Source organism: Mycetohabitans sp. B46, assembly GCF_037389205.1.
Lineage (GTDB): Bacteria > Pseudomonadota > Gammaproteobacteria > Burkholderiales > Burkholderiaceae > Mycetohabitans.
Genome location: NZ_JADBGL010000006.1, coordinates 169,697 through 184,791 on the forward strand (window position 1 = coordinate 169,697; position 15,095 = coordinate 184,791).

The following is a 15,095-nucleotide window of genomic DNA, read 5'->3' on the forward strand; positions in this document are numbered from 1 at the left end:
ACGGTCACGAGAGCGGCCGGCGCCGTCAACCCGGCGCCGGCTGCGTGCGTCACTCGTTTTCCGAATGCGGATGCTCGACCGGCGTTTCCGGCGTGGCGAAGTCGAATGGGGACGCGTGCTCTTCCTCTGCCGCAATCTGCTCAAAACGCTCGCGATCCGCCGTCTCCTTGTTCTTGCGCGCCTTGTGGAACGCAAGCCCCGTACCGGCCGGGATCAAGCGACCGACGATCACGTTCTCCTTCAGGCCACGCAGGTCATCGCGCTTGCCCATAATCGCGGCTTCGGTCAGCACGCGCGTCGTCTCCTGGAACGATGCGGCCGAGATGAACGAATCAGTCGACAACGACGCCTTCGTGATACCCAGCAGCACGTTCTCGTAGGTTGCCGGCCGCTTGTCTTCCGCGATCATTCGGTCGTTCTCGTCAAGCATGTCGGAACGCTCGACTTGCTCGCCCGGGATGAACCGCGTATCGCCGTTGTCGACGATTTGCACGCGGCGCAGCATCTGGCGCACGATCACTTCAATGTGCTTGTCGTTAATCTTCACGCCCTGCAAGCGATACACGTCCTGCACTTCGTCAACGATGTAGCGCGACAGCGCCTCGACGCCCTGCAAGCGCAGGATGTCGTGCGGATCGGCCGGCCCATCGACGATCATCTCGCCCTTGTTGACGACCTGGCCATCGTGCACGAGTACCTGCTTTTCCTTCGCGATCAGGAATTCGTGCTGATTGCCGTCCAGGTCCGTGATGACCAAGCGCTGCTTGCCCTTTGTGTCCTTGCCGAACGACACCGTCCCGGTGACTTCCGCCAGGATGCCCGCATCCTTGGGCGAGCGCGCCTCGAACAACTCGGCAACCCGTGGCAGACCGCCGGTAATGTCGCGCGTTTTCTGCGACTCAGTCGGAATCCGCGCCAGCACCTCACCGACCTGGACCTGCTGACCGTCCTTCACCGTGATCAGCGCGCCGACCTGGAAGCCGATCTGCACCGCATGCTCGGTTCCCGGAATCTTCACCTCGTCGCCGGTCGCATCGAGCAGCTTCACTTGCGGGCGCACGCTCTTGGACGACTGCGAGCCACGGCGCTTGGAATCGATCACAACGAGTGTCGACAGGCCGGTCACTTCGTCGATCTGCTTCGCGACGGTCACGCCCTCTTCGACGTTCTCGAACTTCACCGTGCCACCGTACTCGGTGATGATCGGACGCGTCATCGGATCCCACGTCGCGAGCTGCGTACCGGCCTTGATCTGCACGCCGTCCAACTGCAGCAGCGTCGCACCGTACGGGATCTTGTGGCGCTCGCGCTCGCGGCCGTGATCGTCTGCGATGACGACTTCGCCGGAGCGCGAAATGACGATCTGCTCGCCCTTCGCGTTCGTGACATAGCGCATCGTCGCGGTGAACCGCGCGGTACCGTTGGACTTCGCCTCGACGCTGGAGGCCACCGCCGCCCGCGATGCCGCACCACCGATGTGGAACGTACGCATCGTCAGCTGCGTGCCCGGCTCGCCGATCGACTGCGCGGCGATTACGCCGACCGCCTCGCCAACGTTCACCAGCGAGCCGCGTCCCAGATCGCGGCCATAGCACTTCGCGCACAACCCGTAGCGCGTTTCGCAGGTCAACGGCGTGCGCACGCGCACTTCATCGATACCGAGGCGCTCGATCTCCTCGACCGCGGTTTCGTCCAGCAGCGTGCCCGATTCGTACAGCGTCTCCTGGTTTTCCGGATTGACGACGTCGGCCACCGCGACGCGGCCGAGAATCCGGTCGCGCAGCGCCTCGACAACTTCACCGCCTTCGACCAGCGCCTTCATTGCCACGCCCTGACTGGTGCCGCAATCGTCCTCGACGACCACTAGGTCCTGCGTCACGTCAACCAGACGACGGGTCAGGTAGCCCGAGTTCGCGGTCTTCAACGCGGTATCGGCCAAGCCCTTACGTGCGCCGTGCGTCGAGATGAAGTACTGCAGCACGTTCAAGCCTTCGCGAAAGTTCGCGGTAATCGGCGTCTCGATAATCGAGCCGTCCGGCTTGGCCATCAGTCCACGCATACCAGCTAACTGGCGGATCTGCACCGCCGAGCCACGCGCGCCGGAGTCCGCCATCATGTAAATCGAATTGAACGACTCCTGGCGCGTCTCGTTGCCGCCGCGATCGACCACCGGCTCGGTTGACAGCTGCTCCATCATCGCCTTGCCGACCGACTCGGAGGTGGCTGACCAGATGTCGACTACGTTGTTGTAACGCTCCTGGGCGGTGACCAAACCCGACATGTACTGACGATCGTATTCCTTGACCTTTTTGGCAGCCTCGCCCACGATCGTTTCCTTTTGCGGCGGCACGAGCATGTCGTCGACGCAGATCGAGATCCCGGCGCGCGTGGCCAGCCGGAATCCGGACTGCATCAGCTGGTCGGCAAAGATCACGGTCTCGCGCAGGCCGCAACGGCGGAACGCCGTGTTGATCAGCCGCGAGATTTCCTTCTTCTTCAACGGCTTGTTCAGCACGCTGAACGGCAGGCCCGGCGGCAGGATCTCCGACAGGATCGCGCGGCCGACGGTGGTTGCATACAGCGAGACCTTCGGCACGAACTTCGGCGCACCCTCGGAGCGGTCTTCATTGGCCACCATTTCGGTGATTCGCACGTTCACGCGCGAGGCCAACTCCACTTCCTTGTTCTCATACGCGCGCAGGACTTCGCCCACGCCGGTAAAGGTCATCCCTTCACCCTTCGCATTGATCGCTTCACGCGTCGCGTAGTATAGGCCCAGCACGATATCCTGCGACGGCACGATCGACGGATCGCCGTTGGCCGGGAACAACACGTTGTTGGACGCGAGCATCAGCGTGCGCGCCTCCATCTGCGCCTCGAGCGACAGCGGCACGTGCACGGCCATCTGGTCGCCGTCGAAGTCGGCGTTGAACGCCGCGCACACGAGCGGGTGCAGCTGAATTGCCTTGCCTTCGATCAGCACCGGCTCGAACGCCTGGATCCCCAGGCGGTGCAGCGTCGGCGCGCGGTTCAGCATCACCGGGTGCTCGCGGATCACCTCTTCGAGAATGTCCCACACAACCGGCGTCTGGCTTTCGACTTCTTTCTTTGCCGCCTTAATCGTCGTCGCGACGCCCATCACCTCGAGTTTGTTGAAGATGAATGGCTTGAACAGCTCGAGCGCCATCAGCTTCGGCAGGCCACACTGGTGGAGCTTGAGCGTCGGACCGACGACGATCACCGAGCGGCCCGAGTAGTCGACGCGTTTGCCGAGCAGGTTCTGGCGGAAGCGGCCGCCCTTGCCCTTGATCATGTCGGCAAGCGACTTCAGCGGCCGCTTGTTCGCGCCAGTCATCGCCTTGCCACGACGACCGTTGTCGAGCAGTGAATCGACCGCCTCCTGCAACATCCGCTTTTCGTTGCGCACGATGATCTCGGGCGCCTTCAGCTCGAGCAGACGCTTCAACCGGTTGTTACGGTTGATCACGCGACGATACAGGTCGTTCAGGTCCGACGTCGCGAACCGGCCGCCGTCCAGCGGCACCAGCGGACGCAACTCCGGCGGCAGCACCGGCAGCACTTCGAGAATCATCCAGTCCGGCTTGATGCCCGAACGCTGGAATGCCTCAAGCACCTTCAGGCGCTTCGCGTACTTCTTGATCTTCGCCTCGGAGCCGGTGTTCTTCAGCTCGGTGCGAAGCTGCTCGACCTGCGCATCGATGTCGATCGAGCGCAGCAACTCGCGCACCCCTTCCGCGCCCATTTCGGCGCGGAACTCGTCACCGTACTCTTCGACCTTGTTGTAGTAATCCTCTTCGGTCATGATCTGCCGCGCCTTGAGCGGCGTCATGCCCGGGTCGATTACGACATACGCTTCGAAGTACAGCACACGCTCGATGTCGCGCAGCGTCATGTCGAGCACCATGCCCAAACGCGATGGCAGCGACTTCAGGAACCAGATGTGCGCGACCGGCGAGGCGAGCTCAATATGGCCCATGCGCTCGCGGCGCACCTTTGCGAGCGTCACCTCGACGCCGCACTTCTCACAAATCACGCCGCGGTGCTTCAAGCGCTTGTACTTGCCGCACAGACACTCGTAGTCCTTGATCGGGCCGAAGATCTTCGCGCAGAACAAGCCATCGCGCTCCGGCTTGAACGTGCGGTAGTTGATCGTCTCCGGCTTCTTCACTTCACCGAACGACCACGATCGGATCTTGTCCGGCGAGGCCAGACCGATCTTGATCGCATCAAAAACTTCTTCTTGTTGGACTTGCTTGAATAGATCGAGCAAAGCTTTCATCGCTTCTCTCCAGTAGTCCGATTAGTTCCGGTCCAGGTCGATATCAATACCGAGCGACCGGATTTCCTTCACCAGCACGTTGAACGACTCCGGCATCCCCGCGTCGATCACGTGATCGCCCTTCACAAGGTTCTCGTACACCTTCGTGCGACCCGTCACGTCGTCCGACTTCACCGTCAGCATTTCTTGCAACACGTACGATGCGCCATAAGCTTCGAGCGCCCACACTTCCATTTCCCCGAAGCGCTGGCCACCGAACTGCGCCTTGCCGCCCAACGGCTGCTGCGTCACGAGCGAGTACGGGCCGGTCGAGCGTGCGTGCATCTTGTCGTCGACCAGGTGGTGCAGCTTCAGCATGTGCATGTAGCCAACCGTCACCGGGCGCTCGAATGCCTCACCCGTGCGCCCGTCATACAGCGTCACTTGATTTTTCGACTTCGTCATCCCAAGCTGCTGCGCCACCTCATCGGGGAACGCGAGATCGAGCATGCGCGAAATCTCTTTCTCGTGCGCGCCGTCAAACACCGGCGTCGCGAACGGCACGCCTTCCCTCAGGTTCTGCGCAAGCTCGACAACTTCATCATCGGACATCTCGTCAATCGACTCCGGATGACCAGACTCGTTATAGACCTTCGTCAGGAACGAGCGCAGATCCTGCACGAGCGTCGCCTTCTTGGCCTGCAGCATTTCGCCGATACGCCAGCCCAAGCCCTTTGCAGCCCAGCCCAAGTGGGTTTCAAGGATCTGGCCAACGTTCATCCGCGACGGCACGCCAAGCGGATTCAGCACGACATCGCACGGGCGGCCGTCCGCCATGTATGGCATGTCCTCGATCGGAACAATCTTCGACACCACGCCCTTGTTCCCGTGGCGGCCCGCCATCTTGTCGCCCGGCTGCAAACGACGCTTGACCGCCAGGTATACCTTGACCATCTTCAGCACACCCGGGGGCAATTCATCGCCTTGCGTGAGCTTCTTGCGCTTTTCCTCGAACGCGAGGTCGAACTGATGGCGCTTTTGCTCGATCGATTCCTTGATCGCTTCCAATTGCGCCGCTGCGTCCTCGTCGGCCAGCCGGATGTCGAACCAGTGATAATGGTCCAGGTCATCCAGGTATTCCCGCGTGATCTTCGCGCCCTTCGCCAGCTTCTTCGGACCGCCGTTCACGACCTTGCCGTCGAGCATCCGCGCCAGCCGCTCGAATGCGTCGCCTTCGACGATGCGCAACTGGTCGTTCAAATCCAGCCGATAGCGCTTGAGCTCGTCATCGATGATCTGCTGGGCACGCTTATCGCGCTGGATCCCTTCGCGCGTGAACACTTGCACGTCGATTACAGTGCCAGTCATGCCCGAGGGCACGCGCAGCGACGTATCCTTCACATCGGACGCCTTCTCGCCGAAGATCGCGCGCAGCAGCTTTTCTTCCGGCGTCAGTTGCGTCTCGCCCTTCGGCGTCACCTTGCCGACCAGCACGTCGCCCGCTTCGACTTCGGCGCCAATGTAGACGATGCCCGATTCGTCCAGGCGGCCCAGTTGCACTTCAGCCAGGTTCGAGATGTCGCGCGTGATTTCTTCCGGCCCGAGCTTCGTGTCGCGTGCCACGACATTGAGCTCCTCGATGTGGATCGATGTATAGCGATCATCGGCGACGACGCGCTCGGAGATCAGGATCGAATCCTCGAAGTTATAGCCGTTCCACGGCGTGAACGCGACCAGCATGTTCTGGCCGAGCGCAAGCTCGCCCAGGTCCGTCGACGCGCCATCGGCGATCACGTCGCCACGCGCGACACGGTCGCCGACCCTCACGATCGGGCGCTGGTTGATGTTCGTGTTCTGGTTCGAGCGCGTGTACTTGATCAGGTTGTAGATGTCGACGCCGACCTCACCGGCCACCGCTTCGTCATCGTTGACGCGAATCACCACGCGGCCCGCGTCGACATAGTCAACCACGCCACCGCGGAACGCCTGCACCGTCGTGCCGGAGTCCACCGCAGTTGTACGCTCGATACCGGTGCCGACCACTGCTTTTTCCGGTCGCAGGCAAGGCACCGCCTGCCGCTGCATGTTCGAGCCCATCAATGCACGGTTTGCGTCATCGTGCTCGAGGAACGGAATCAGCGACGCGGCCACCGACACGATCTGCGACGGCGCGACGTCCATGTATTGGATCCGGTCCGGCGTGACCATCAGCGTTTCGCCCGCTTCGCGGGCCGAGACCAACTCGTCAATCAGCCTGCCTTCGTCGTCGATCGCCGCATTCGCCTGCGCGATCACGTACCGACCTTCCTCGATCGCGGACAGATAGTCGATCTGGTCGGTCACCTTGCCGTCGATCACCTTTCGGTACGGCGTCTCGAGGAAACCATATTCGTTCAGGTGCGCGTACAGCGCGAGCGAGTTGATGAGACCGATGTTCGGACCTTCCGGCGTTTCGATCGGGCACACGCGGCCGTAGTGGGTCGGGTGCACATCGCGCACCTCGAAGCCGGCGCGCTCACGCGTCAAACCGCCCGGACCCAGCGCGGATACACGCCGCTTGTGCGTGATCTCCGACAGCGGGTTGGTCTGGTCCATAAACTGCGACAGCTGCGACGAGCCGAAGAACTCGCGAATCGCCGACGAAATCGGCTTCGAGTTGATCAGGTCGTGCGGCATCAGGTTCTCGCTCTCGGCCTGGCCCAGACGCTCCTTCACCGCCCGCTCCACACGCACTAAACCGGCGCGGAACTGGTTTTCGGCCAACTCGCCGACACAGCGCACGCGACGGTTGCCGAGGTGGTCGATATCGTCGACCTCGCCCTTGCCGTTGCGCAACTCGACCAGAATCTTGATCGCCGCGAGGATGTCATCGTCGGTCAGCGTCATCGGACCGTGAATCTCGTCACGACCGACGCGGCGGTTAAACTTCATGCGGCCGACCTTCGACAGGTCGTATGCATCCTCGCTATAGAACAGACGGTTGAACAACGCCTCAACTGCTTCCTCCGTCGGCGGCTCACCCGGCCGCATCATCCGGTAGATCGCGATGCGCGCAGCAGTCTTGTCGATAGTCTCATCGATACGCAGCGTCGAAGACATGTACGGACCTTGGTCCAGATCGTTTGTGTACAACGTCTGGATTTCCTTCACGCTCGCTTCGCGCAGCTTCTCGAGCACGCTCTCGGTGATCTCGTCATTCGCATTAGCGATCACTTCACCGGTGTCCGCGTCGATCACGTTCTTGGCGAGCACACGACCGATCAGGTAGTCTTCCGGCACCGAGATGTACTTCGTCTTCGCATTCTCGAGGTCGCGGATGTGCTTCGCATTGATCCGCTTATCCCTCTGGACAATGACCTTGCCGTCCCGGTCGGCGATGTCAAAACGCGCGACCTCGCCTCGCAGCCGCTCCGGCACGAATTCCATCTGCGCGCCTTCGTTCATCAACGTGAAGTTGTCGAACACGAAGAAATTCGCCAGGATCTGCTCAGGCGTCAAGCCGATGGCCTTCAGCAGGATCGTCACCGGCATCTTGCGGCGACGGTCGACACGGAAGTACAAAATGTCCTTCGGGTCGAACTCGAAGTCCAGCCACGAGCCGCGGTACGGAATGATCCGCGCCGAAAACAGCAGTTTGCCCGAGCTGTGCGTCTTGCCCTTGTCGTGCTCGAAGAACACGCCCGGCGAACGGTGCAGCTGCGAGACGATCACGCGCTCGGTGCCGTTGATCACGAACGAGCCGGTCGGCGTCATGAGCGGAATCTCGCCCATGTACACTTCCTGCTCCTTGACCTCTTTGACGACCGGCTTGCTCGGCGATTCCTTGTCGAGGATCACCAGGCGGACCTTTGCCCGCAACGCGGAGCAATAGGTCAGGCCGCGCTGCTGGCACTCCTTGACGTCGAACGCCGGCGACGACAGCGCATAGCTGACGAACTCGAGCCGGGCAAAGCCATTGTGCGAGACAATCGGGAAGACCGATGTGAACGCAGCCTGCAACCCTTCCGGCTTGCGTTGCGTGGCGGGCACATCCGCTTGCAGGAAAGTGCTGAATGATTCAAGCTGGGTGGCCAGCAGGAAAGGAACCGGGTGAACGATGGGGCGCTTCGCGAAACTTTTGCGAATACGCTTCTTCTCGGTGAAGGAATAGTGCATACGATCTCCGAATCACGGCGGGATGGTTCATTGCTCCGACAGCAGTGAACCGGATTGCCCGAGTGTTCACCGACTGAGACCCTGTGGCCGTCCAAACGCTCGAACGGACCAAGAAGCTTGGTGGTTGGCCGCTACCAACCGCTGGCTGACGGCAGCGGATGCCCATGTTGCCCGCTACCCGACCAAACTTGCCTTCTGCAGTCGCTTCAGAAGACAAAGAAAAGGGCATGTGCCGTGCACCGTGGCCTTTTCTTTGGCTTCTCCGACGATCATCGCGGGGCCCAACCTGCATGGCGCCCGCCTGATCTAAAAAGCGCAAAAAGGCTGACGGTCCGAAACCGCCAGCCCTTCGCGCAAAATGCCGAAAATTACTTGATTTCAGCTTTCGCGCCAGCGTCTTCGAGCTTCTTCTTCGCTTCTTCAGCCGCAGCCTTGGGCACGCTTTCCTTCACGGGCTTCGGTGCACCGTCAACCAGGTCCTTCGCTTCCTTCAGGCCCAGGCCCGTCAGTTCACGAACGGCCTTGATGACCGACACCTTGTTTGCACCGGCTTCGAGCAGGTTGACCGTGAATTCGGTCTGCTCTTCCGCCGCAGCGGCAGCACCACCGCCAGCACCCGCCGGGCCCGCAACGGCCAGCGCAGCGGCCGACACGCCAAACTTCTCTTCGAACGCCTTGACCAGGTCGTTCAGTTCCAGAACCGACATCGCGCCAACGGCTTCCAGGATGTCTTCTTTTGCGATTGCCATTTAAAATACTCCTAACTTGGAATTTGGATTCTCAGCCAACGATCCGCGGCCAACCGGGCTCGCACCCGGTCGCCTGTCAGGCCGCCTCGCCCTGCTTCTTTTCGGCTAGCGCGGCCAGAGCACGCGCGAAGCCGGAAACAGGTGCCTGCATGACGCCCAGCAGCTTCGCGAGCAGTTCCTCGCGGCTCGGGATGGAAGCCAGCGCTTGCACGTCAGCCTTGTCCATCACCTTGCCTTCGTAGGAGCCGGCCTTGATCACGAGCTTGTCGGTGGTCTTGCCAAAGTCATGGATGACCTTGGCTGCCGCGACTGCGTCGTCCGACATGCTATAAATCAAGGGACCGGTCATCTGCTCGGCGAGCGGGGCAAACGGCGTACCCTCGACCGCGCGACGCGCGAGCGTGTTCTTCAACACGCGCAGGTACACCTGTTGCTCGCGCGCCTTCGCACGAAGCTTGGTCAGATCGCCAACCGCAATCCCACGATATTCGGCCAGCACGATGGTCTGAGCTTTCGCGACTTGCGCGGAAACCTCAGCCACGACGGCCTGCTTATCTTCACGACTGAGTGGCACGTTTAACCTCCAGATTCGGTACGCTAGGGGGTCGTTTCCGACCACGTCGCGCACCGCGTTTCATAAACGGCGTCCGAGGTTGTTAGGAGTATTTCCGCCGGTACGCTTGTCACAGCGCCCGGTTTCCATCCTGCAAAACTATTTCGGGTTCGCCATCTGCGTTGGCTGACAATTAAGGTCGGGTAATACCAGGAGGCACCCTTCCGCCAACGGTCTTTGACAACCGGTCGCGTCGTCCAATAGCCAACGACACAACCGCCCAAAGCCTGTGTGCAGCGAGACGCGACCATCGCCGCATCTCGCCGCGCTATCAATTGTTACGCGACAACCGTGCTCGAATCCACGCGCACACCCACGCCCATCGTGCTCGACACCGCGATCTTACGCAGATAAACGCCCTTGCTTGTCGCCGGCTTTGCCTTTTGCAGCGCGTCGACCAACGCCGTAAGATTCGACTTTAGCGCGGTCGGTTCAAACGACGCGCGGCCGATCGTTGCATGGATGATCCCGGCCTTGTCGACACGGAACTGCACCTGCCCCGCCTTCGCATTCTTCACCGCGGTCGCCACATCCGGCGTAACCGTGCCCACCTTCGGGTTCGGCATCAAGCCACGCGGGCCGAGGATTTGGCCCAGCGTACCGACCACGCGCATTGTATCCGGCGACGCGATCACAATGTCGAAATTCAGATTACCCGCCTTGACTTGCTCGGCCAAATCCTCCATCCCGACGATGTCGGCGCCCGCAGCCTTCGCCTGCTCCGCCTTGTCGCCTTGCGCGAACACGGCAACACGCACACTCTTGCCCGTGCCAGCCGGCAACACAACCGAGCCACGCACCACTTGATCCGACTTTTTCGCGTCAATACCAAGCTGCACCGCGACATCGATCGATTCATCGAACTTAGCGGTCGCGCATTGCTTCACGAGCGCGAGCGCATCGTCTACGGGATACAGCTTCAGGTGATCGACCTTGCCTCCCAGTGCCTGCAGGCGCTTCGAAACCTTGGCCATTTACACACCCTCCACGGTAATGCCCATCGAACGGGCGCTGCCAGCGATCGTACGAACCGCCGCATCGAGATCGGCTGCGGTAAGATCCGGCATCTTCGTCTTGGCGATTTCTTCAGCTTGCGCACGCGTGATCTTACCGACCTTGTCCGTGTGCGGCTTGCTCGAGCCTTTGTCGACCTTCGCCGCCTTTTTAATGAGCACAGTTGCCGGCGGCGTCTTCAGGACGAACGTGAAACTCTTGTCCGCGTAGGCGGTAATCACAACCGGCGTCGGCAGGCCCGGCTCGAGGCTCTGCGTTTGCGCGTTGAACGCCTTGCAGAACTCCATGATATTCAAACCGCGCTGGCCCAGCGCTGGACCGACGGGCGGCGACGGATTGGCTTTACCTGCAGGGATCTGCAGCTTGATAAAGCCGATGATTTTCTTTGCCATTTGAAACCTCGGGTGAACGCTTAGCGTTCGGTGAGTAATAACGCGCTTTCCGGCAAACCGTACCGACGCTCCTCAACAGCCAACGAAGCAGGCTGTCAACACTATGTTGCGTGACGTGCCACGTCACGCATGAAACCCCTCAGACCTTCTCGACTTGGCCAAACTCAAGTTCGACCGGCGTCGCGCGACCAAAAATCGTCACCGAGACACGCACGCGCGACTTCTCGTAATTGACTTCCTCGACGCTGCCGTTGAAATCTGTGAACGGACCTTCTTTGACGCGAACCAGCTCCCCGACCTCGAACAGCGTCTTCGGCCGCGGCTTTTCGACACCCTCCTGCATTTGCGACATGATTTTGTCGACTTCACGCTGCGAGATAGGGCTCGGACGATTCCGCGCACCGCCGACAAATCCAGTCACTTTGGCAGTATTTTTCACCAAATGCCATGTTTCGTCGGTCATTTCCATTTCGACCAGCACGTAGCCCGGAAAAAACCGGCGCTCGGTGACCGACTTGTGCCCACCTTTAATCTCGACGACCTCTTCGGTCGGGACCAGGATTTGGCCAAACTTGTCCTGCATGCCGGCACGTTCAATGCGCTCCTGCAGCGCACGTTGCACGCTTTTCTCCATTCCGGAGTAGGCGTGCACAACGTACCAACGCTTTCCACCCGATGACGCTGCGCTATCGCTCATATCATTTCCAACCTAGAATTAGCGAGAAGATGACCCATTCAATGGTCTTATCGCTAACCCAAAGATAGATCGCCATCACCAGCACGAAACCAAATACGACCAACGTCGTCTGGCCAGCCTCTTTGCGGGTTGGCCACACGACCTTGCGCACCTCGCGGTACGCGTCCTTCGCGAATGCAATAAAGCCCTTGCCTGAGGCAGAGGCGAGCGCCGCCGCGATGCCCGCGGCGATGCCGACCACCAGCGCCGTGCCACGCACATACCACTCGTGCGTGCCCAGCAGGTAGAATCCGGCGATCCCGGCGATCACGAGCAATACGCCCAGCGCAAGCAATAGCTTGTCGCTTGCGGTATTCACAGTTTCGACGGATGGATTCGCCATAACACCCTAAACGAACGCGCCGCATAAGCGGCGCTGTATTGGCAGGGGCAGAGGGAATCGAACCCCCAACCTTCGGTTTTGGAGACCGACGCTCTGCCAGTTGAGCTATACCCCTAAAACCCTGTCGGGGCGGTCACTGCCACCCCTTTCGCAGTCATCAAATAACTAGCTTACTCGATGATTTTGGCGACGACACCGGCGCCGACGGTACGGCCGCCTTCGCGGATTGCAAAGCGCAGGCCTTCTTCCATCGCGATCGGCGCGATCAGCTTGACCGTGATCGACACGTTGTCGCCCGGCATCACCATTTCCTTGTCCTTGGGCAACTCGATCGAGCCGGTCACGTCCGTCGTGCGGAAGTAGAACTGCGGCCGGTAGTTGTTGAAGAACGGCGTATGACGCCCGCCCTCATCCTTGCTCAGCACGTACACTTCCGCCGTGAAATGCGTGTGCGGCGTGATCGTGCCCGGCTTAGCCAGCACTTGGCCACGCTCCACATCCTCACGCTTGGTGCCACGCAGCAAGATACCCACGTTGTCCCCGGCCTGACCCTGGTCCAGCAGCTTGCGGAACATCTCCACGCCCGTGCACGTCGTCTTCGTCGTGTCACGGATACCGACGATCTCGATTTCCTCGCCAACCTTGATCACCCCGCGCTCCACACGGCCCGTGACCACCGTGCCACGACCCGAGATCGAGAACACGTCTTCCACCGGCATCAGGAACGCGCCATCCACTGCACGCTCCGGCGTCGGAATGTACGTGTCCAGCGCATCGGCCAGGCTCATAATCGCCGCCTCGCCCAACTCGCCCTTGTCCCCTTCCAGCGCCAGCTTCGCCGAGCCCTTGATGATCGGCGTGTCGTCGCCCGGGAACTCGTACTTGGACAGCAGCTCGCGCACTTCCATTTCCACCAGCTCGAGCAACTCCGCGTCGTCCACCATGTCGCACTTGTTCAGGAACACGATGATGTACGGCACGCCCACCTGACGCGCCAGCAGGATGTGCTCACGCGTTTGCGGCATCGGGCCATCCGCGGCCGACACCACCAGGATCGCGCCGTCCATCTGCGCCGCGCCCGTGATCATGTTCTTCACGTAGTCCGCGTGTCCCGGGCAGTCCACGTGCGCATAGTGACGCTGCTCTGTCTCGTACTCGATGTGCGCCGTGTTGATCGTGATGCCACGCGCCTTCTCTTCCGGCGCCGCGTCGATCTCGTCGTACTTCTTCGCTTCGCCGCCAAACTTCGACGACAGCACCGTCGCGATCGCCGCCGTCAGCGTGGTCTTGCCATGGTCAACGTGACCGATCGTGCCCACGTTCACGTGCGGCTTGGTCCGTTCAAACTTGCCTTTGGCCATATTCGACTCCTAACAGGAATTTGGTCCGTTGCGCCGCGCGCAAACGCATCACCGACACTTGCTGGTGCCCATGGGCAGGATCGAACTGCCGACCTCTCCCTTACCAAGGGAGTGCTCTACCACTGAGCCACATGGGCGAACATCTGAAACGCTGGAGCGGGTGAAGGGAATCGAACCCTCGTCGTAAGCTTGGAAGGCTTCTGCTCTACCATTGAGCTACACCCGCGAGGTGCTTCCACCCAATACCGCTGCCGTAAAATTCTGGTGGAGGAGGTTGGATTCGAACCAACGTAGGCGTAAGCCAACAGATTTACAGTCTGCCCCCTTTAGCCACTCGGGCACCCCTCCGCAGAGAACTGACGATTATCGGCTAATTGGGCGCGAGTGTCAACAACTCTGCAACCACCCGCCGACTTGGCGACCGTCAGTCCTTTGCCTTCCGGCAAGACGGGAATTGTCAACTACGCGGGCGCCGAAGGCAAGCGATATGCGTATCGCCGACGGATATTGGCTTCCGAATGGCGAAATCGCCGCAACGGCACACCGGTTTAGGGCAGAGTTGACTGAACAGCGGGCATGGCCGTCGAATGCGTGCCACTGAGCACCAGGGCGGCCTGGCGTGAGGCATCGGTGGCCATCACCAGCAGCTTGCCACTGTCCAGCACCGCCGCGCCCGTGTACACCGTACCAGGCGTCGAGCAAGGCGCGGGCCCGGCCGTGACCGTCACGTCGTACAGGTTGCCCACCGTGCGCGGCTGGAACATACCCGTCAGCGTGCACGCATTGGCTGTCCGGGCGTTCAGCGTGCCGCCCGCATCGATCTGCAACGTGACCCCCTGGTCGTCCACGAGCGTTTGCGCGTCCCCGCCGCTGTACGTCCCAGCCAACGCCGTGAGCGTTGGCTGCCGCTCGTACAGCGACTGGTAGGTCGAGCCAAATTCCACCCCCACCGCGCCCGACGCATTCGTGCTGCGGCCGCACAAACAATCCTTGTACACGTAGCTTGCGTCTACCCGTTCCGCGTCGCTCGTGCGCTGCGCGAAGTCATAGCGGATTGCGTCCGTCGAGGTGAACGTGCCGCTGGCCTGCGTGCCGCTCGTCGTACTCGTGCCACTGACGAAGCCACCCAATCCCGGCATGCCGCGGTCGTAGGCGATCCAAAACACCCCGTCATCGCGAACGATGCCCACCTCGCGCTGGCCCGGTGTCGTCATGCCCACATAGTATCCTTGCGCAAGGCTCGTCACTGGCCGATCGCCATCATTGCCTGGACTACCGCCATTCGGGCCGCTTCCAGCCTTGGCACCCCTATTGGCTGCGGAAGGTGTAACCTCCGTCAGCCCACTGTTGCACCCTGTTAGGATCCCGACAGAAATAGCCGCAATCGCAATCGACACCACCTTCATTTTTCTCATCTCCTTTTCGTTGAGCCGGATTTACGTTATCCGATACA

At 61.0% G+C, this 15,095-nt stretch carries 10 protein-coding genes and 4 tRNA genes; all 14 read right to left on the reverse strand.

What is annotated here, in order from left to right; translation table 11 throughout:
- Nucleotides 1–49: 49 nt before the first annotated feature.
- Nucleotides 50–4,300 (reverse strand): DNA-directed RNA polymerase subunit beta', encoded by a 4,251-nt coding sequence (gene rpoC / locus IHE30_RS08720; RefSeq protein ID WP_337689934.1) that lies wholly within the window; start codon nucleotides 4,298–4,300, stop codon nucleotides 50–52.
- 21 nt (nucleotides 4,301–4,321) lie between these two features.
- Nucleotides 4,322–8,434 (reverse strand): DNA-directed RNA polymerase subunit beta, encoded by a 4,113-nt coding sequence (gene rpoB, locus IHE30_RS08725; RefSeq protein WP_337689935.1) that lies wholly within the window; start codon nucleotides 8,432–8,434, stop codon nucleotides 4,322–4,324.
- Between the two features lie 368 nt (nucleotides 8,435–8,802).
- A complete protein-coding gene (gene rplL, locus IHE30_RS08730; protein ID WP_337689936.1) occupies nucleotides 8,803–9,183 on the reverse strand; it encodes a 50S ribosomal protein L7/L12 in 381 nt (126 codons plus the stop codon).
- A gap of 76 nt (nucleotides 9,184–9,259) precedes the next feature.
- Nucleotides 9,260–9,757, reverse strand: coding sequence for a 50S ribosomal protein L10 (rplJ, locus tag IHE30_RS08735; protein ID WP_337689937.1), 498 nt, complete (start codon nucleotides 9,755–9,757; stop codon nucleotides 9,260–9,262).
- A 317-nt stretch (nucleotides 9,758–10,074) separates the two neighbouring features.
- Entirely contained in the window at nucleotides 10,075–10,770 is a 696-nt protein-coding gene (gene rplA / locus IHE30_RS08740) for a 50S ribosomal protein L1 (protein WP_337689938.1), read from the reverse strand.
- Complete coding sequence (rplK, locus tag IHE30_RS08745; RefSeq protein ID WP_041753253.1) at nucleotides 10,771–11,202, reverse strand: 50S ribosomal protein L11; 432 nt, start codon at nucleotides 11,200–11,202, stop codon at nucleotides 10,771–10,773. It lies immediately after the preceding gene.
- Nucleotides 11,203–11,341: 139 nt separating this feature from the next.
- A complete protein-coding gene (nusG, locus tag IHE30_RS08750) occupies nucleotides 11,342–11,899 on the reverse strand; it encodes a transcription termination/antitermination protein NusG (RefSeq protein ID WP_013434764.1) in 558 nt (185 codons plus the stop codon).
- 1 nt (nucleotide 11,900) lies between these two features.
- A complete protein-coding gene (gene secE / locus IHE30_RS08755; protein WP_337689939.1) occupies nucleotides 11,901–12,281 on the reverse strand; it encodes a preprotein translocase subunit SecE in 381 nt (126 codons plus the stop codon).
- A gap of 39 nt (nucleotides 12,282–12,320) precedes the next feature.
- A tRNA-Trp gene (locus IHE30_RS08760) sits at nucleotides 12,321–12,396 on the reverse strand.
- A gap of 55 nt (nucleotides 12,397–12,451) precedes the next feature.
- Nucleotides 12,452–13,642 (reverse strand): elongation factor Tu, encoded by a 1,191-nt coding sequence (gene tuf, locus IHE30_RS08765; RefSeq protein ID WP_237575352.1) that lies wholly within the window; start codon nucleotides 13,640–13,642, stop codon nucleotides 12,452–12,454.
- 62 nt (nucleotides 13,643–13,704) lie between these two features.
- A tRNA-Thr gene (locus IHE30_RS08770) sits at nucleotides 13,705–13,779 on the reverse strand.
- A gap of 15 nt (nucleotides 13,780–13,794) precedes the next feature.
- Nucleotides 13,795–13,868 (reverse strand) — tRNA-Gly (locus IHE30_RS08775).
- Between the two features lie 36 nt (nucleotides 13,869–13,904).
- Nucleotides 13,905–13,990: transfer RNA gene (locus IHE30_RS08780), tRNA-Tyr, on the reverse strand.
- Nucleotides 13,991–14,190: 200 nt separating this feature from the next.
- The gene (locus IHE30_RS08785; RefSeq protein ID WP_337689940.1) at nucleotides 14,191–14,889 is read right to left on the reverse strand and encodes a hypothetical protein; all 699 of its coding nucleotides are present in this window, start codon (nucleotides 14,887–14,889) and stop codon (nucleotides 14,191–14,193) included.
- Nucleotides 14,890–15,095: the final 206 nt, after the last annotated feature.